This is a genomic window from Streptosporangium sp. NPDC049046 (assembly GCF_040649155.1).
Classification (GTDB): Bacteria; Actinomycetota; Actinomycetes; order Streptosporangiales; family Streptosporangiaceae; genus Streptosporangium.
Genome location: NZ_JBEZEZ010000028.1, coordinates 56,285 through 74,028 on the forward strand (window position 1 = coordinate 56,285; position 17,744 = coordinate 74,028).

General features: G+C 67.5%; 12 protein-coding genes and 2 pseudogenes. 9 read left to right on the top strand and 5 right to left on the bottom strand.

Translation table 11 applies throughout. The annotated features are described in order from the left end of the window. The first annotated feature begins 221 nt into the window (after nucleotides 1-221). Nucleotides 222-1,454, top strand: a complete 1,233-nt coding sequence (locus tag AB0B96_RS31825) for a DNA repair exonuclease (RefSeq protein WP_362904659.1) — start codon at nucleotides 222-224, stop codon at nucleotides 1,452-1,454. After that, nucleotides 1,451-5,038: an AAA family ATPase gene (locus AB0B96_RS31830; RefSeq protein ID WP_362904661.1), complete on the top strand. Its 3,588-nt coding sequence runs from the start codon at nucleotides 1,451-1,453 to the stop codon at nucleotides 5,036-5,038. The genes AB0B96_RS31825 and AB0B96_RS31830 overlap by 4 nt, the downstream gene beginning before the upstream one ends. Nucleotides 5,039-5,132: 94 nt before the next feature. On the opposite strand, the gene AB0B96_RS31835 is transcribed toward AB0B96_RS31830, so the two are convergent. Beyond that, complete coding sequence (locus AB0B96_RS31835) at nucleotides 5,133-6,158, bottom strand: ImmA/IrrE family metallo-endopeptidase (RefSeq protein ID WP_362904663.1); 1,026 nt, start codon at nucleotides 6,156-6,158, stop codon at nucleotides 5,133-5,135. A 204-nt stretch (nucleotides 6,159-6,362) separates the two neighbouring features. Here AB0B96_RS31835 and AB0B96_RS31840 point away from each other — a divergent pair, with 204 nt between their 5' ends. From AB0B96_RS31840 to AB0B96_RS31870, 7 genes and pseudogenes are all read left to right on the top strand, one after another. Then, nucleotides 6,363-7,313, top strand: a complete 951-nt coding sequence (locus AB0B96_RS31840) for a CBASS cGAMP-activated phospholipase (RefSeq protein ID WP_362904665.1) — start codon at nucleotides 6,363-6,365, stop codon at nucleotides 7,311-7,313. A gap of 1 nt (nucleotide 7,314) precedes the next feature. After that, nucleotides 7,315-8,487 (top strand): nucleotidyltransferase, encoded by a 1,173-nt coding sequence (locus AB0B96_RS31845; RefSeq protein WP_362904667.1) that lies wholly within the window; start codon nucleotides 7,315-7,317, stop codon nucleotides 8,485-8,487. Between the two features lie 70 nt (nucleotides 8,488-8,557). Next, nucleotides 8,558-8,896, top strand: coding sequence for a hypothetical protein (locus tag AB0B96_RS31850; RefSeq protein ID WP_362904669.1), 339 nt, complete (start codon nucleotides 8,558-8,560; stop codon nucleotides 8,894-8,896). A gap of 209 nt (nucleotides 8,897-9,105) precedes the next feature. Then, on the top strand, nucleotides 9,106-10,464 hold the full coding sequence (locus AB0B96_RS31855; protein ID WP_362904671.1) for a hypothetical protein: 1,359 nt from the start codon (nucleotides 9,106-9,108) through the stop codon (nucleotides 10,462-10,464). A gap of 759 nt (nucleotides 10,465-11,223) precedes the next feature. Continuing rightward, nucleotides 11,224-11,538, top strand: a pseudogene (locus tag AB0B96_RS31860) (tRNA (adenosine(37)-N6)-threonylcarbamoyltransferase complex transferase subunit TsaD); the annotation flags it as partial. Further along, nucleotides 11,535-11,831: pseudogene (locus tag AB0B96_RS31865) on the top strand (peptide deformylase); the annotation flags it as partial. The pseudogenes AB0B96_RS31860 and AB0B96_RS31865, both read left to right, overlap by 4 nt. A 172-nt stretch (nucleotides 11,832-12,003) precedes the next feature. Beyond that, nucleotides 12,004-12,774 (top strand): enoyl-CoA hydratase-related protein, encoded by a 771-nt coding sequence (locus AB0B96_RS31870; protein WP_362904673.1) that lies wholly within the window; start codon nucleotides 12,004-12,006, stop codon nucleotides 12,772-12,774. Nucleotides 12,775-13,061: 287 nt separating this feature from the next. Here the strand turns inward: AB0B96_RS31870 and AB0B96_RS31875 are convergent, their stop codons facing one another. The 4 genes from AB0B96_RS31875 to AB0B96_RS31890 all read right to left on the bottom strand — a co-directional run bounded on the left by AB0B96_RS31875 (nucleotide 13,062) and on the right by AB0B96_RS31890 (nucleotide 17,694). Continuing rightward, nucleotides 13,062-13,760, bottom strand: a complete 699-nt coding sequence (locus AB0B96_RS31875) for a DJ-1/PfpI family protein (RefSeq protein WP_362904675.1) — start codon at nucleotides 13,758-13,760, stop codon at nucleotides 13,062-13,064. A 213-nt stretch (nucleotides 13,761-13,973) separates the two neighbouring features. Then, nucleotides 13,974-15,758, bottom strand: a complete 1,785-nt coding sequence (cydC, locus tag AB0B96_RS31880; protein ID WP_362904678.1) for a thiol reductant ABC exporter subunit CydC — start codon at nucleotides 15,756-15,758, stop codon at nucleotides 13,974-13,976. Beyond that, nucleotides 15,755-17,473, bottom strand: coding sequence for an ABC transporter ATP-binding protein (locus tag AB0B96_RS31885; RefSeq protein WP_362904681.1), 1,719 nt, complete (start codon nucleotides 17,471-17,473; stop codon nucleotides 15,755-15,757). Before AB0B96_RS31885 ends, cydC begins: the two co-directional genes overlap by 4 nt. After that, on the bottom strand, nucleotides 17,470-17,694 hold the full coding sequence (locus AB0B96_RS31890) for a hypothetical protein (protein ID WP_362904683.1): 225 nt from the start codon (nucleotides 17,692-17,694) through the stop codon (nucleotides 17,470-17,472). The genes AB0B96_RS31885 and AB0B96_RS31890 overlap by 4 nt, the downstream gene beginning before the upstream one ends. Between the last annotated feature and the right edge of the window lie 50 nt (nucleotides 17,695-17,744).

A 17,744-nucleotide genomic window follows, 5' to 3' on the forward strand; every position in this document is an offset into this window, starting at 1 on the left:
GCTAGGAACAGACCTAAATCTCCATTTTAGGCGTCCAATTAATCGTCATCCCGCAGACCCAAAACCCATATCGCCCAAAATGGGCATATTGGCCTTTGACCTCAAAAGATTCCTGGATGGATTGGAACGCGCCACGAGTTTCCCCATAAGCCCCACCAGTGCTTTTCCTGCGCGTCATCATCAGAGACCTGAAACGGTTTTCACGACGCGAGGGAACCCGGGTGAAGCTGCTACACGCCGCCGATCTTCACATTGACAGCCCGCTGCGCGGACTGTCCTCCTACGAAGGCGCTCCGTCCCAGGAACTGCGCACCGCGTCCCGGCGCGCGCTGGAAAACCTCGTTGCCCTGGCCATCGCCGAAGAAGTGACCGCGGTGCTGCTGGCGGGCGACATCTACGACGGAGACTGGCCTGACTTCCAGACCGGCCTGTTCTTCACCCGGCAGATGTCACAACTACGCGACGCCGGCATCCCCGTCTACATGGTCTCCGGCAACCATGACGCGGAAAGCCAGATGACCAGGCAACTGCGCCTGCCGGAGAACGTCCACATGCTCGATTCCCGAGCGCCGGAGACGATCCCCAACGAGGACAAAGGGCTGGCCGTACACGGCCAGGGGTTCGCCGAACGCGACATCACCGCGAACCTCAGCCTGTCCTATCCCGACCCGTGCCGCGACCTGTTCAACGTGGGTCTGCTGCACACCGCGCTGACCGGACGAGAAGGCCACGCTCCGTACGCCCCCTGCTCGATGAGCGACCTGCAGGCCAAGAACTACGACTACTGGGCCCTGGGACACGTGCACACCCGCGAAGTCGTCTCGCAAGACCCGTGGATCGTTTTCCCTGGAAACCTCCAGGGACGTAGCGTCCGCGAGACCGGCCCCAAGGGCTGCACTCTGGTCACCGTCGATAACTTGCGCGTGCAATCGGCCATTCACCATGATCTGGACGTGGCCCGCTGGCACCACCTGCGCATCGACGTCTCCACCGCCACCGACGCCGATGCGGCCCTCGACCTGGTTCGTACGCAGCTGGCGTCCCTACCGGGCGGACGGCTTCGAGCGGCCCGCGTCAGTCTCACCGGCAACAGCTCCGCGCATCTGCAGCTGTGGCACGACCGCCCCCGGCTCGTCAACGAGATCCGTTCTCTGGCCAACGACTTCGGCGAGCTGTGGGTGGAGAAGGTACGCATCGAGACCCGTACGCCAGAGGCCCCAAACGAAGGAGCGACAGGACTGCTCACCGAACTGCGGCGAACCGCGGACGTGCTGCGGGCCGATGAGGACATCCTGCGGAGGCTGATCACCGCTACTCCCCTGTACGCCTCCTTGCCGAGTGACGCGCGCGGCAAGGACGGTATCCGCCCGCAGGATCCCCAATGGCTGAGCCGGATCGGCGATGACGCCATAGACCTGTTGGAGGCCATGCTCACCGAAGGCAGGACTCGATGAGAATCGACCGGCTGGACCTCACCGCTTTCGGTCCCTTCACCCAGCTGACACTGGATCTGTCGGCTCCGGGAGTTCATCTGGTCTCCGGACCGAACGAGGCAGGCAAGTCGACCGCGTTGCGTGCCCTCGACCAGCTGCTGTTCGGCTTCGACGCGCAGTCTCCGTACGACTTCGTCCACGCCAGGGCCTCCCTGCGGCTCAGCGCACTCCTGCGCGGTAGCGACGGCATCGGCGTGGAAGTTACCAGGACGAGAGCCAGGCAGCCCACCCTGCGCGCCGATGACGGCTCGGTGCTGGAAGCGGCCCTGTTGGACGTGCTTCGCCACCGCATCGACCACACCACGTTCACCTCCGTGTTCGCCCTGAACAGTGCGGAACTTCGCAAGGGCGGCCAGAACCTGGCGGGCGGAGGAGGAGACTTCGGACACGCTCTCGCCGCGACGCGATCGGGAAACCGCCTCACCGAGATCCTGCGAACGCTCGACCGGCAGATCAAGGACCTGTACAAGCATCAAGGCAGCAAGCCGGTCATCAACTCCAAGCTCATCGAGTTCAAGAACGCTCGGACCCGCATGCGAGAAGCGTCGCTGCCCCCGCGGGATTACACCGAACGACACCAGGCGGTCAGCACCGCCGAACAGTCCCTCGCCGACCTGGACACCGAGTTGAAGCAGGCTAGAGGCGAACACTCCCACCTCAAGCTGCTCAGCGACGTTCTGCCCTCCCTGCACCGCCGCCAGGAGTTCCTGGATCAGATCGACGCGCTGAACGCCGAAGGCCCGCTGGCCACCCAGGAGGCGGTCGACCGCCTCGCGCCCCTCCTGCACGAACTGCGGGCCGCGGACGACAGCCTGGCCGACAGCCGACGACGCCTGGAGGAAACAGCCCTCAAGCTGGATGAGCTGATCGTCGACGAGGACCTTCTCGGCGCCCAAAACGCGATCGAAAACCTCTTCCAAGATCGCAAAGCTGCGGCGGAGGCCGCCCAGCGGCTGGCCAGGTTCGCTGGTACGGCGACCAAACTGCGTACCGAAGCTCAAGCCCTGCTTCAACAGGTCTATCCCGGCGCCCAGCTCACCGAGACCACCCGCTACACCGTGCCCGCTTCCCTGCGCAGCCGGGCCGTGGAACTCCACGAAGAGCGCACCAGGGCAGATACCGCATTGAAACAGAGCCGTAAAGCGTTTGAGCAGCGACGCCGCGCTCTCGAAGACACCGGTAAACGGCTCAGTGAACTTCCCGCGACCGAAGACAGCGGGCCGCTTCGAGCGATTCTCGACGCGATCCCCCACGACCTGCTCGGCCAGATAGCCGGCATCGACGAAGACGCACAACGCATCCGAAGCGGCGTCGAACACCTCCTGCATGACCTGCGACTACAACCTTTGACCGTACAAGAGGTGACAGCCCTCAGTGTTCCCACCCGCGCCCAGATCGAGGCGCACATCGCCGCTCTGAGCGACCTCAAGCATGAGCGCGGCGATCTAACCAAACGCACCAAAAACCTTAACAAGCAACTGGCGGCCAACCGGCTGAGCCTAGCGACCTTGCTGAACAACGACCCACCGCCCAGCGAGGATGACCTACTCGAGGTTCGATCCCTGCGCGATGTCCTCTGGCAGGAGATCAACGCCGGTCGATCGGAGCGTTGCGCGGACTTCGAGCAGGCGATCGTGCGCGCCGATCGGCTTGCCGACCAGATGCGCAAGGACGCCCATCGGATCGCCGAGCGCTACCGGATGGAGCTCCAGATTGGTAGCGATGAGCGCGAGCTGGGCGAATTGGACGAAGAGCAAGCCGATCTTCGGCGATATGCCGAGAAATTGGATGCCGAATGGAGCGGCCTGTGGCAGGACTTTCCCGGTCCACTCCCCCTGCCTGCCGCAGCCCTGACCACCCTTGACGACGTCAGAAAGCTCCGAGAAGCCTTCAGCGAGCTGAGCACGGCGCAGGCCAGGCTCGCCTCCTTCACCGGGCAGGCTCACCAGCACATCGAGCGGCTGCGGGAAGGTTTGCGTGAACCGCACGGCTCGACCTTGCTGGGCACGCATAACGCCTTGGTCGAACTGCCCGAACTCCGCGAGACCGCCGCGGCCCGGCTGAGCCTGCAGGAAAAGACCGCCGGGGAACACGCCACGATGCGGGAACGTCTGGCCTTGGCGCAGGCTGAACTCACCGCCGTCGAGACTCAGATCTCCGAACACGAGCAGGACCTGACCGACTGGCAGGCCGAGTGGGACACCTGGCTTACCCGCGTCGATCTGCCCGCCGACCACGACACCGCTGACGCGCTGGCCGACTTGGAACGGCTCCACCGGGTCGCGGCCTTAATGACCGACGCCCTCACCAGCGAACAAGAGTCGCAACACGCCACCGCCGTGATCGAGCGTTTCCACACCCTGCTGCAAACGACCTCCGCCGCGTGTGGCCGCCGCTTTCCCGACAACATCTCCGAGCGTGATCAGCTCGTCGCCGCCCTCTACGACGAAGCCAAGGCTAACCGCTCGCATTTCGAACAACGCGCCATCCTGCGCAGCGCGCATGACGAACTTCTCAGCGCTGTCGCGGGTTTCCGTCAAACCAGCCAGCGACTGACGACCGAGCTGACCGGCCTGGTACGAGCGTCGAAAGTGGACGACCATAGTGCCCTTGCCGAGGCTGTGCGGCGACGGCAACGCCATATCCTTCTCAGCGCCAACCTCGAACAGGTGATCCAGGCGATCCCCGCCAGAGGCGACAAGCTCGATGCCCTCATCAGCGAGGCCGCCGACGCCGACGGCAGTCGGCTCGAAGCCCAGCTGGCCGAACTCACCGACCGCATCACCGACCTCGACAGGCAACGGACCCAGCAAGCCGAGCTCACCGGAAGCAAGAAAACCGAGCTGGCACAACTTGACGGATCGCCTGCAGCCGCTCGGGCAGCGGCCGAAGCGGAGATCTCCGTCGCGGCCTTGATAGAGGAGAGCGAGGAATACCTGCGCCTGCAGGTCGCCCGCACCATCGTCACGCGATGCATGGAGGACTATCTACAGGCGCAGCAAGATCCGATCCTGCTGCGGGCAAGTGACCTGTTCACCCGCCTGACCTTGGGGCGGTTCTCCGGCCTGGAACTCGACCACGAACACGATGCTCCCCTGGTACTGGCCCGCCGAGGATCAGAGCTGCTGAGCGTCAACCAGCTCAGCGAAGGCACCACCGACCAGCTCTATCTCGCCCTGCGCCTGGCTTCCCTGGAGCGCTACGCCGAAGAAGACCGCACACTCCCCTTCACCGTCGACGACATCTTCATCACCTTCGACGACCACCGCACCCGCGCGGCCCTGGCAATTTTGAACGAGATGGCCGACCGCTTCCAGATGATCGTGTTCACCCATCATCCCCACTTGATCGACCTCGCCCGGCAAGAACTTCCCGCCGGTCGGCTGCACGTCCACTACCTACCGGTCTTCACACCCGGCCGCAGCGACGCCTCACCTCCCCAAAGCACCGAACGTCTCTGCCGCACCTGCCAGCAGCCCTTGGCTTATTCGGGCAGAGGCAGGCCTCCGGTGGAGTGCGAGACCTGCAATCGCACCCGACGCTGAAAAGCCACCCCGCTCGCTCATCTCGCGGCACTGACCAAGATCACTGATCGGTGCCGTCAGCAAAGATCGAAGTGGCTCGCGGACGCAAGTGGATCTACGCGGCGGACGCCGTGTAGATCTTCTCGACGATCTCGGTGGGAAGGAGCGCGCGGGCGTCGGCGCTAACGGTGGAGTTCAGGAAGCTTAAGAGTGCTGACGGCTGTTCCGGCCGTCCGAGTGGGACGGGTTCGACACGCCGCCATCCCCTGGCGGATATCGTCTTGACCGCTGTGAGGTAGCTGCGGTCGTTCATCTTGCCAAGCGTCTTGGCGCGCATGAGGAGAGCGGCCAGCGAGACCTGCCAGTGGCGCTTGAGCTCGAACAGTACCTGCCAGTCGACCCTGCTCGGCAACTGGTCGTAGATGTCCTCGGCTGGCATCAGGAACGCCGCGGCGAACTGATGCGCCTGCGTCTCCACTTCCTTGACACCCCAGATCTGCTCACCATGAAGAACCAGATGGCCGAGCTCATGCGCGCAGTCGAATCGTGACCGGGCGCGGTCATTCTTGTCGGTGCCGAGCACGACGACCGGATGGTCGGCGAACGGGAGAGAGAAAGCGTCGACGTCGGTGTTACCCAGCGGCAGGCGGATCACTGCCACGCCGTGCTGTTCGAGGAGGTCGACCACGTCGGTGACCGGGCCGGCCGGAAGGTTCCACGACGACCGGACGCGGGCCGCAATCTGTTCGATCTCGGTGATGTCGGCGTCCAGGCCGCTCGCGGGGATGAGCGGGACGTTGTGGGCTGGGAACAGACGGGCATCGGCCGCATGGAGGACGAGGTCGTGGGCGACGTGCCCGATCGCGCGGGCGTGGCGCCGGTCGGTGACCGAGGTGCGGCGCAGCGACCGAAAGAAGCCCTCATGACTATCGGCCATCGGTGTGTGGAAAAACTCGATCGGGACGTTGAGGAGCTCGGCCAGGAGGCCGGTGGTCTCCGGCTTCGGCCGTGCGGCGCCGCTCTCGAACTGGCTGATCGCGGCCGGGGTCACGTCCGCCTTCTTGGCTAGCTCCGCCTGACTCCATTTGGAGAGTTCGCGTGCGGTCCGAAGGCGTGTCCGGTCGAACGCCTGCGTGCTCATCTGATGCCCCTTGCCTGATCTTGTTCCTCATCTTGTCGGATCGCCCGGTCTACCCGTACGCCCCGGGGGTGTCCAAGGGCAAAACGTTACGATCTCAGTGTAGAAGTTCACGCGGAACTTCTTGCTGTGATATTAAGTACTCTCGATAGTGGAGATCATCTGGGGGTGCTCTCCTTGGCATCGCAGTTACCCGGGGGCCACGTCGTGCCAACCGAGCGTTTCCAGATCCTGGCCTTGGACGGCGGAGGGTTTCGCGGGATGTTCTCCGCCGCGGTCCTGGCTCGCCTCGAAGAAGACCTCGACATCCGCATCGTCGACCACTTCGACCTCATCGCGGGCACCTCGACCGGCGGGATCATCGCCCTGGGTCTCGGGCTCGGGCTCTCGCCCAAGGAGATCGTCGATTTCTACACCGGGCACGGACCGCGGATCTTCCGCAATCGCAGCAAGTTGCGCGTCATGCGGCACCTGCTTCGCGCCAAGTACGGTGCCGGGCCGCTGCGCGAGGCCCTCACGGAGGTGTTCGGCGAGCGGACCTTCGGAGAAAGCACCAAGAGGTTGGTGATTACCTCGTACAACCTCCGGGCGGATGATGTGTATCTCTTCCGGACGCCGCACCTGCAGACGCTGAAGCGCGACTGGCGCGAGAGCGCGGTGAACGTCGCGCTGGCCACCTCGGCCGCACCGACTTACCTGCCGGGGATGTCGTTGGACGGCGCCCGGCTCGTCGACGGCGGCGTGTGGGCGAACAACCCGACGATGGTCGCGCTGACCGAAGCGGTCGGACCGCTCGGCGTCCCGTTGAAGGCGATCCGGGTGTTCAGCCTCGGCACCACGACCGAGGTCCGCAACCGCCACCGGCGCCTCGATCACGGCGGTCTCCTGCCATGGGCGAGCGACGCCGTCGAGGTCCTCATGCGGGCGCAGAGCGAGAGCGCAGCCAAGCAGGCCCGGCACTTCCTTGGGAAGGACAACGTGCTCCGCCTCAACCCGACGGTCCCCGCGGGCGTCCTCGCGCTCGACAAAGTCGACGTCAACACCCTCTACGGACTGGCCGGCCACGTCAGCCGCGACGCCTCCCCGGCCGTCCACCGGACCTTCTGCGATCACCGTGCACCGGTATTCGCTCCCTTCTACCCCGCCCGCGAGGACTGACATGGACACGCTGACGCAGGCGCCAGATCTGGACACGCTCCCCGGAATGCTGTCGGATGTGATCAACGGCGCCGTCGAGGTGCTCGACATCTCACCGGACTTGCGCGACACTGCGGTCGAGCACTACGAGGAGGTCGGCACCTGGCTGGCCGAGAACGGCGGCACCGGCTGGAAGATCTACCCTCAAGGATCCTTTCTGCTGGGGACGGTCGTCCGGCCCTTCCGGATCACCGGCGAGTACGACATCGACCTGGTGTGCTGGCTTCCGCTGGCCAGGGAGAGCGTCACCCAGCAGGCCCTCAAAGACCGTGTCGGCGGTCACCTGGCCTCTTACACCAAGTGGAAAGCCGACCAGGGGCATGAGGACGGGCCCCTGAGCATCGAGCCCAGCCGCCGCTGCTGGACGCTCGGCTACGAAGGATTCCACCTGGACGTGTTGCCGTCCATCGACGACGAAGAGCGCCCGCCCACGGGAATCCTCCTCACCGACAAGAACCTGCGGGCGTGGCAGCGTAGTAACCCCAAGGGGTACGCGGCCTGGTTTCAGGAGCGGTCGAAGCCGACGCGGCCCATCGAGGCCAAGCGGCACCCCAGCGTCGCCAACGTCCCCGCCTGGCGGACCCGCAACACGCTCCAGCGGATCGTCCAGGTCCTGAAGTGGCACTGCATGATCACATTCGAGGACGACCTCGACAACCGGCCGCCGTCCATCCTCATCACCACCCTCGCCGCCCACGCCTACCAAGGCGACACGGACCTGTTCACCGCGATCCGCAACGTGCTCGACGGAATGCCGCACTTCATCGAGAAACGTGACGGCATCTGGTGGGTGCCCAACCCGGCACACGACGGCGAGAACTTCGTCGACAAATGGAACGAATACAACGAGCGGCGGATCGCGTTCCTCCGATGGTTCGACGAGATCAGAAGGACCGTCGACGACCTGGCCGGGATGGAGGGCAAGGGACACCTCGCGGTGTTCTCCCGCCTGACCGAATCGTTCGACCGCGAGCCCATGCGCCACTCCATCAAACGCGTCGCAGCCAACCTCGGCCGCCACTCCGGGGACTACCGGATGAGCGGAACCGGCCTGCTGTCGGCCTCTTCGACGGCGACCGGCCCCCGAACGGGCGGAAACACCTTCTATGGCCAGCACTCCGCGCCGCGCGGTTAACCTCGGGCGGCAGGCCGCCGCGATCCACGCGGCCCTGCCGCACGCTCGAGCGCAGGTGCGCGACGGGCGCTTGACGTGCAGTGTCACCCTCCAGCCCAGCGCCATCTGCCGGGTCTACACGGTGGAGGTGACCTACCGCCATCGCAGCCGCCCCCGCGTGATGGTCATCGATCCGGAACTGAAACTGCACCCGCGCGCCACGGCGTTGCCACATGTCTACCCCAAAGGCGACCTGTGCCTGCACCTTCCCGGCGAATGGAACGACAGCATGCTCCTGGCCAGGACGATCATGCCGTGGACGTGCGAATGGCTCCTCCACTACGAGCTGTGGCTGATCACAGGACGGTGGGCAGGCAGCGGCGCCCCCCACGCCGTCGCCAACGATGAAACGACATGGAACGACGCCTGAACCATCGCTCCGCTGTGCTCCTCAGCAAGGATGTAAAGAACGGCTTCGGCTCACTTACGTTCGTCTCCAGCGCCTTTTCGTCCATGACGATCAGTGGAGGCTCCGACCGAAGAAACCCAGCGGTAGACGCCGTGAGCTGCCTGCCATGCTGAGGAGAATCGGCCGTTAATCAATGCGCCGCTACCCCCGACACACCGAAGGAAGACATCGTGCTCGACCTAGAAGGACAGATCCATCGCGTCTGGAACCCCGACGTTCGCCCTTTGATGGAGGAGGCGCTGCGCTGCTACCACGCCGGCGCCCTTCGGGCCGGTATCGGACAGACCTGGATCGCCGTTGTGGCCGATCTGACCGAGAAGATCGTCCGCTTGGCCGACGAAGGAGACGGCGACGCCAAAGACTTTCGCACCCAGCTGGAAACCGCGCAGACCGCAGGTCTGGCCGCCGACGGTGTCACCGCCATGCAGGCCATCGAGCGCAGCATTCTGGATACCGCAGTCAAGCTGGAGCTCATCGACACCATCGCCGCCCGCGAGTTCGAGCGGCTCCGCCAGGACCGACACCTGTGCGTGCATCCGTCCCTGCGCCGCTTGGGCGAGACCTACCAGCCGCTGCCGGAAAGCGCCCGCGCGCACATGGCGATCGCTTTGGACTCCCTGCTTATCCACCCACCCACCCAAGGTCGCAAGGTCATCGACGATTTTATGGACCACGTGACCGAGCCACTATTTTCGGCCAATCCGGCCTACCTGCTGGCGACCTTCTTCGCTCGGGTCCGGCCCACTGCCCGACGTAGGATCGTCGACCTGGCGGCCAAACACGCCCTGACCGAACTTTCAGGGCCGCCCGATAGTTCCCCTGTTCTGCTGGCCGATCGCATGGCGGTGTGCCTGCGTGCCTTCAGCACCAGTGACTCGGCTATGGTAGCGGACGCACTGAAGAAGTCGCTGGACCGGCTGGGTAAGGCCGAGGGGCAGCAGCAGTTACGCGCCGCCGCTCGCTTGGCCGAGCTGGACGCCTTCTGGGACCTGTTGGACGCGCCGTTCACAGCTCGACTTGACGAGCTGATCGCTGGCCTGGTCCCTACCGACTCTTGGGAGGTCTTGACGCCGGAAAGCGCCGAGGCGTTGTCGATGGTGCGTGTGGCCCAGGCGCGTGCTGTACTACCCCGGCTGGAGTCCACCTTCGCCGCCCTGCCCGTCAGGAATCGCGCCCAGGTGATGGCCCGTCATCTCGCCCCTTACTTCGCCTCCTACGTCTCGGACCTGTTGGCGCAGGCGCCCGGATGGCGGGGAGCGGAAGAAATCACTCGCACGGCTGTGGTCCCCTACGGACCTTTGATGTCCGTTGAGCTCCTGCAGGAGGCATTGGCCGCTTGGGCGGCCGATGTTGACTGCCGCACCGCAGGCGGGATGCTCAACCTGGCGGTGGAGTTCTATCGCGCGACCGCGCACTTGCGCGCGACCGATCAGGAGGCATGGACGACCTTCCTCAAGGATGTCCGCGCGCGGGAGCCAGAGTCGAGCATGTACCGCTACACGGAACTCGAAGCCGAAATGCAATCCTGACCAGCGGGTATCGACCTATAATTATCGCGCCTCCAAGACCTGCGCGCTGAACTTCGTCTTGTAGCTGAGTTCGCCGTGAAAGTCTCGCCCTACCTGGACAAACACGGCGAGCTCACTGCCACAGCCGAGGACGAGATGGGTCGGCCCCGAGGGGACCACAGTCCGTGATCTCGCCGCATCCTTTCCCACTGCGGCCCGGCTCCGGTCAGGACACGCGTCGAAGGGCACGACCCGCGTGGTCACCGGCCAGAAAGGCCGCCGGAGGAACTGGTCGGTGTGCCGGGTCCTGGTCAACGGTCTGGCGACAAGGAAGGGCGGCCAGGTGAGCGTCGAGCACAAGGCCCGCCTCCACCTCGGATTCGCAGCGTGGCCACCCGGGCCGAGCAAGCGTGAGCCGAAAGACCTGCGCGTGCTCTCGATCACGTTGACGGTGACGGGCCGCGTCGGGTTGTGGAGGCGATCGAGGGCACGAGCGTGAAGATGTCCGGCGGGGTCCGCGAAGAACCGGCCGCAGGACGATGTCAACGGATTCGGCGCGTTTGAGCCGCTTTGCCTATCCGGTGGGGGCCTCTTACGGGTGGGCATGCTTCTCAGCCACGGCCAAGATACTCCAGCACGACCCGCTGGAACCGTTTCGGCGCTCCAGCACGGCTGATAACCCGCGCCTCCTTCGCCACTGTTGCTCTCGTGGCCACCCTAGACGATCCACCCCACACCCCGCCGGGTAAGGACCCCGCGAAGGCCGCCTCCAGCCAGGGCTTCGACTTCTCCTTCTCCGGCCTCAAGAGCGCCGTCGCCCGCCAGGTCGAACACGACCCCCGCCTGTCGGTGCCGGACGTCGCCGCCTCCTTCCAGGAGGCCGTGGCCGCCAACGCCCGGCTGCGCGAGGTGGCCGCCGGACGTTGCGCCGCCGCCGGTCTCACCCTGCGCGTCCCGCCGCCCGCCCTGTGCACCGACAACGGCCTGATGATCGCGGCGGTCGGCGACCTGCTGGTGCAGGCCGGCCACCCGCCTGCCACCCTTGACCTGTCCGCGAATCCCTCCTGCCCACTGACCAAGGCGGTTTGTGCATGACCGGTACGGCACCTCCCATCACCCTCGTCGGCACCGACGTGCTGCACACCCCATGCCGCCCGGTCGAGCACTTCGACGACGATCTCGCCCACCTGGTCGACGACATGTTCGCGAGCATGTGCGAGGCCAAGGGCGTGGGCCTGGCCGCCAACCAGATCGGCGTGGACCTGCGCGTCTTCGTCTACGACTGCCCGGACGCCGAGGACGTGTGGCGCAAGGGTGTGATCGTCAACCCGCGCCTGGAACTTCCCGCGCCGAAGGACCGCAACCTCGACGAGGGCGAGGAGGGCTGCCGGCCGCCACAGGGCCGAGCTCTTACGCCGGGATCTCCACGAGTCGGTGGTTGAGTGGTGCCGCGGAGAGGTCGATGCCGTCCGGCCTCGCAATGGTGATCCGCGAGAGAGGAACACTCCGGTCGTGGCCGATGCCGGTCACGCGGCCCGCGCAACCATCAGGAGCCCACCCATGAAGTTTGATCATGTACTGGTCGGCCGGGACGCCGACTTCGTGACGATCACGATGAACCGCCCGGAGCGGCGCAACGCCCTTTCGCTGGCCCACCTGCGTGATCTGACCACCGCCTTCGCGTCCGCCGGTGACAGCGACGCCTCAGGGATCATCCTGGCCGGGGCAGGTCCGGTCTTCAGCGCCGGCCATGACTTCGCCGACGTCGCCGAAGCCGACCTGGACGCGGTGCGCACCCTCCTGGAGTCCTGTCTCCAGCTCATGGAACTGATCGAGTCGGTGCCGCAGCCGGTGATCGCCCGCGTCCACGGCCTGGCCACCGCGGCCGGCTGCCAGCTGGTCGCCACCTGCGATCTCGCCGTCGCCGCCGACTCGGCCGGTTTCGCGGCGCCCGGCGGAAAGGGCGGCTGGTTCTGCCACACCCCGATGGTCGCCATCGCCCGCAACATCGGCCGCAAACGCGCCGCGGAGCTGGCCTACACCGGTGACACCATCACCGCCGCCCAGGCTCTCGACTGGGGACTGGTCAACCGGGTGGTGCCCGCCGCCGACCTCAACGCCGCCGTCGACGACCTGCTCGGCCGCGCCACCCGCGGCAGCCGCGCCTCCAAGGCCCTCGGCAAGCGCACCCTGAACCGGCAGCTGCCCCTGTCCCAGGCGGACGCCTACCGGCTCGCCACCGAAGTGATGGCCGAGTCCTCACAGTCGGCCGCGGCGCGAGAGGGCATGGCCGCGTTCCTGGCCAAACGCCGTCCGGAATGGAACGACTGACGAGCCGGACCTCAGCCGGGCTGAGCCTTGGCCGGTGAAGGGCCTTCACGTGAGATGCCGTTCGCTTGCCACGACGCGGGGCTCTCACGAGACATTGGCCGCGGGTTTCGCCGTCCGTTCCCGAACCCGGCCGGTCAGGTCTCGCCCGGATGCTGTCACCGCTGCCCGGCCGCCACCTGACCGATGGAGGCAGGCCCCTTTGTGAACTCTTCCAGCACCGCCTTGCGGGCCGCCCTCGACGTAACCAGGACTGGAGCGCGAGCGGGCAGGCCGTAAGGCCGGTTGCCTCATCGGGTCCAGATCGTGCCGCGGGCCTGGTATTCGAGGGCTTCTTCGACCTTGACGGCCACGTCCGCGTTCAGCTCGCGCTTGATCAGATACAGCGCCAGGTCCAGGCCGGAGGTGATGCCGGCCGCGGTGACCAGGTCGCCGTCGTCGACGACGCGGGCGTTCTTGACGACGCCGCCACGCGAGGCCAGCTCTTTCTTCGCGACCGTATGGGTGGTGCAGGGACGGCCGGTGACCAGGCCGGCCGCGGCGAGGATGATCGCGCCGGTGCAGAGCGAGGAGATGGTGAGCCTCGGGCGGCGGGCCGCGGCGAGCGCTCTCGGGAGCGCCCCGTTGTTGATCTCCGCCCAGATGCCGGGCTCGCCGGGGCGACCGCCACCGGGCACGATGATCAGGTCGGCCTGTTCGGGCCGCCAGCCGCGGTCGACCGTCACGCGCGTACCGAAGGCGGCGGTGATGACGCGAGGCTCGCCGAGCACCATGTAGCCGGTGTCGATCTCCCTTTCGCTGTACCAGCCGGCCAGTGAGAACACTTCTTGTGGCGCGATGAAGTCCTGCTCCTCCACACCGTCGAACATGACGATGCGTACCCGCAAAGGCCCCTTCTGGCCGCGCGGCGTGGCCGCGGCCGCCTGCTCGCCGATCAGCATTCCCATGCCGGCGACCGCGCCGCCCGTCAATACCGCCCGTCGTTCCATCGAAGCTCCCTCCAAGAGCCGACTCATGGGAATAGTCGGAGGCGGGAGAGCGAAAGTTCCCAGGAGCATCGATCAACGCGTGATGAGGCGCCCGGATCCGCGGCGTCCTGGGCGCCGTGACGCGCCAGGCCGCCGCCGGCGCCGCGGTCTGCTGCGGATCACCAGGGACTCCCCTGCCGCGCTGTCCCCGGCGCCTGGCGATGCTTGATGTGATCAGTCGGTGAGCTGGGTGGCGAGGAGCCGCGTGTAGGTGCCGCGGCCGGCGAGGAGTTCGGCGTGGGTGCCGGCTTCGGCGACCTGGCCGTCTTCCAGGACGACGACGCGGTCGGCGGTGCGGATGGTGGACAGGCGGTGGGCGATGACCAGGGTGGTGCGGTCGCGGCGGGCGGCGGTCATGGCGGCGGCGACCTCCTGCTCGCTTTCGGCGTCGAGGTTGGAGACTGCCTCGTCCATGATCAGGATGGGGGCGTCCTTGAGCAGGGCGCGGGCGATGGCGACGCGCTGGCGCTGGCCGCCGGACAGGCGGGCGCCGAGCTCGCCCGGCAGGGTGTCGTAACCGTCGGGCAGGCCGGTGATGAACTCGTGGGCGTGGGCGGCGCGGGCGGCGGCCTCCACCTCCTCGTCGGTGGCCTCGGGGCGGCCGAGGCGGATGTTGTCGCGCAGCGAGATGTTGAACAGGTAGACGTCCTGGGGGACGAGGGTGATCAGGCGGCGCAGGTCCTCCTGGGGGAAGTCGCGGACGTCGTGGCCGCCGACGGTGATCTGGCCGGCGGTGACGTCCCACATGCGCATCAGCAGGCTGGCGCAGGTGGACTTGCCCGCTCCCGAATGCCCGACCAGGGCGACGGTCTCGCCGGGGGCGATGGCGAAGGAGACGTCGGCGAGCGCCTCGGGCAGGTCGGGGCCGTAGCGGAAACGGGCCGCCTCGAAACGCACATGCGGCTCGACGGGGGCGGTAGGTGGGGTGGTGACGCGGTCGGTGACCGGGGTGGGGGTGTTCAGGATGGTCATGATGCGGTCGGCGGCGGCGATGACGAGGTTGAGGTCGCGGGCCACGTCGGTGACGGCGATGACCGGGGCGAAGGTCGTGGCGGCCAGGACGACGGCGACGGGGAACAGCGCCGGTTGCAGGCTGCCCGCCGAGGTCAGCAGGGCGGCGGTGACGAGCACGGCGAGCATGCCGAGCGTGGTGGCGGCGTTGGTGGCGGCGTGTTCGAGGCCGGAACGGCGGCCGTGGGCGAGTTTGGCCTCCAGGAGGCGCTGGTCCTGTTCACCGAGGCGGTCGAGCTGGCGGGCCCCGGCACCGGAGGTGAGCAGTTCGCGCAGGCCCTGGAGGGTGTCGACGGCTTCGGCGTTGAGCTCGCCGAGTTCGGCGCGCAGCCTCACGCCCTGGGCGGCGGCCCGTTTGCGCAGCCAGGCGGGCAGCAGGGCGAGCAGGATCAGGGCCGGGGCGAGGGCCACGGCGAGGGCAGGGTGGAAGACCGCCAGCGCGCTGAGGGCGGCGACAGGGACGGTGACGGCGCTGATCAGCGGGCTGAGGGTGTGGGCGAACCACAGCTCCAGTTGCTCGACGTCGGAGATGGCGGCGGAGCCGAGATCGCCGGAGCGGCGCTGCAGGAGATAGCCGGGAGCCAGGCGTTCGAAGGCGGCGTAGACGCGGCCGCGGACGTCGGCCAGCACGCGGAAGGCGGCCACGTGCGCGAGATAGGACTCCAGCCACGGGGTGAGGGCCAGGAAGGGCAGCAGGAGGCCCAAGGCGATCAGGCCACCGCGCAGGTCGCCGGGTGTGGCTCCGGTGATGGCGCGACTGACGACCCACGCGCCGACGCCGGCCGAGGCCAGGACGACCAGGTGGTGGGCGATGCCGCTGACCGTCGCGATCAGCAACAGGGGCCGGTGCGGGCCGAGCAGCGCCAGCAGGGGCCGGAAGCGGGAGCCGCCGGGACGGCCGGGCGCGACGGCGGTGGCAGTGGCGGTGGTGGTGGCCGTGGTGCTCATCGGGTGGCTCCGTTCTGCGCGGCGACCAGGCGGGCGTAGGCACCCTGGCCGGCCAGGAGCTCGCCAGGTGGCCCGGCCTCCTGGATGCGGCCCTCGGCCATGACGATGACGCGGTCGGCGCCCTGGACGGTGGACAGCCGGTGGGCGATCATCAAGGTGGTCCGGCCGCCGGACAGGGTGTCCAGCGCGTGCTGGATAGCGGCCTCGTTGGCGGCGTCCACGGCGGAGGTGGCCTCGTCCAGGACGAGAATGGGGGCGTCCTTGAGCAGGGCGCGGGCGATGGCGATGCGCTGGCGCTCACCGCCGGACAACTTCAGGCCGCGCTCGCCCACGACGGTGTCGTAGCCATCAGGCAGGGCGGTGATGAAGTCGTGGGCCTGGGCGGCGCGGGCGGCGGCTTCGAGCCGGTCGTCGGTGGCCTCGGGGCGGGCCAGGGCGAGGTTGCGGCGGACGGTGCCGTGGAAGAGGTAGGTGTCCTGGGAGACCACGGCGACCAGGGCGCGCACCCGCTCCAGGGGCAGGTCGCGGACGTCGACGCCGTTGACGCTCACGCACCCGGCGTCGGGGTCGAAGAAGCGCAGCAGCAGGGAGGCGACGGTGGTCTTGCCCGCCCCCGAGCGGCCAACGAGGGCGACGCGTTCACCGGGTGCGATGTCGAGGGTGAAGCGGTCGAGGGCGGGACGTTCCCGGCCGGGGTAGCCGAACAGGACCTCGTCGAAGGTCAGTGAGGGGGGTCCGGTCAGGCCGAGCAGGGTGGTGCCCTGGGCGGGTTCGGGGGTGTCGAGGATCTCGAAGACGGCCCTGAGGGAGGGGACGGCGTTGTAGCTGGAGTGGTAGGCCGCCTCCAGTTCCTTCAGGGGGCGAAAACTCTCGGCGGTGAGCAGCAGGATGAGCAGCAGTTCGGTGACGGTCAGCTCGCCTGCGGCCAGCCGCAGCGCGCCGGTGCCCAGCGCCACGGCGGTGCCCAGACCGACGATGAACGCCACCCCGCCGACGTAGCCGATGACGACGGCCATGAGCCGGATCGAGTCGCGGCAGAACCGCTCGGCGAGGCGGGCCAGCTCGGCGCCGCGGCGGCCACTGGCGTTGAACGCCTTGAGCGTGGCCATGCCCTGCAGCGCGTCCAGGTTCTCGGCGTACAGGCCCTTGTAGCCGCGGAACCAGGCCGCGTTGCGGTCTCGCAGCACCCGGTCCGACACCAGCGGCAACACCGGCATGAGCAGCGCGCAGGCCAGGACGACGGCGCCGACCAGCGGATCCAGGGTGAACAGGTACGCGGTCACCGCGACCGCGCCGAGGACGGAGGCGGTCACCTGAGGCAGGAACCTGCCTATGTAGGCATCAGCGGTCTCGATGCCGTCCACGAGGGTGCTCTGCGCGGAGCCGGTGCGTCCGCGCTGGGCGTGGGCGGGGCCGAGCCGCAACAGCTTGGCGGTCAGGCGGCGGCGCAGCTCGGCCTTGACGGCACCCGAGACCCGCAGCGCGAGAGGCTCGCGTACGGTCAGCGCGACGCTGCGCAGGAGTTGCAGGGCGACGACTCCCGCGACGAGCCAGGTGATCGAGCTCGCGCCGTGCCCGGCGAAGATGCGGGCCAGGGCTTGTGCGACGAGCACGCCCTGGCCGACGTAGGTGGCCGTGACGGACAGCAGCACCAGCACGAGCCCTATCAGGCGCCACCGGATGGATGGAGACAGGGCCAGCAGTCGGGGAATCACTGCTCCTCCTTGAGTCGTTCGAAGACGAGCTGGGTGCGGTGGACGGCGCGCACGCCGTACACCTGACGGATCAGGTCCGGGGTGAGGACCTGATCGGGCGGCCCGCCGGTCACGATGCGGCCGGCGTTCATCACGTAGAGGCGGTCGCAGAAGGCGGCGGCCTGGTTGAGGTCGTGCAGCACGGCGAGGGTGGCGATGCCCAGCTCGCGCACCAGATGCAAGATCTCCAGCTGGTGGCGGATGTCGAGGGGAGACGGTCGGTGACGATGCC

Excerpts from the sequence above, each read along its gene's own strand:
- AB0B96_RS31875 (WP_362904675.1), bottom strand. The coding sequence starts at position 13,760 with ATGGAACGACGGGCGGTATTGACGGGCGGCGCGGTCGCCGGCATGGGA.
- AB0B96_RS31835 (WP_362904663.1), bottom strand. The coding sequence starts at position 6,158 with ATGAGCACGCAGGCGTTCGACCGGACACGCCTTCGGACCGCACGCGAA.
- cydC (WP_362904678.1), bottom strand. The coding sequence starts at position 15,758 with ATGAGCACCACGGCCACCACCACCGCCACTGCCACCGCCGTCGCGCCC.
- AB0B96_RS31845 (WP_362904667.1), top strand. The coding sequence starts at position 7,315 with ATGGACACGCTGACGCAGGCGCCAGATCTGGACACGCTCCCCGGAATG.
- AB0B96_RS31830 (WP_362904661.1), top strand. The coding sequence starts at position 1,451 with ATGAGAATCGACCGGCTGGACCTCACCGCTTTCGGTCCCTTCACCCAG.
- AB0B96_RS31870 (WP_362904673.1), top strand. The coding sequence starts at position 12,004 with ATGAAGTTTGATCATGTACTGGTCGGCCGGGACGCCGACTTCGTGACG.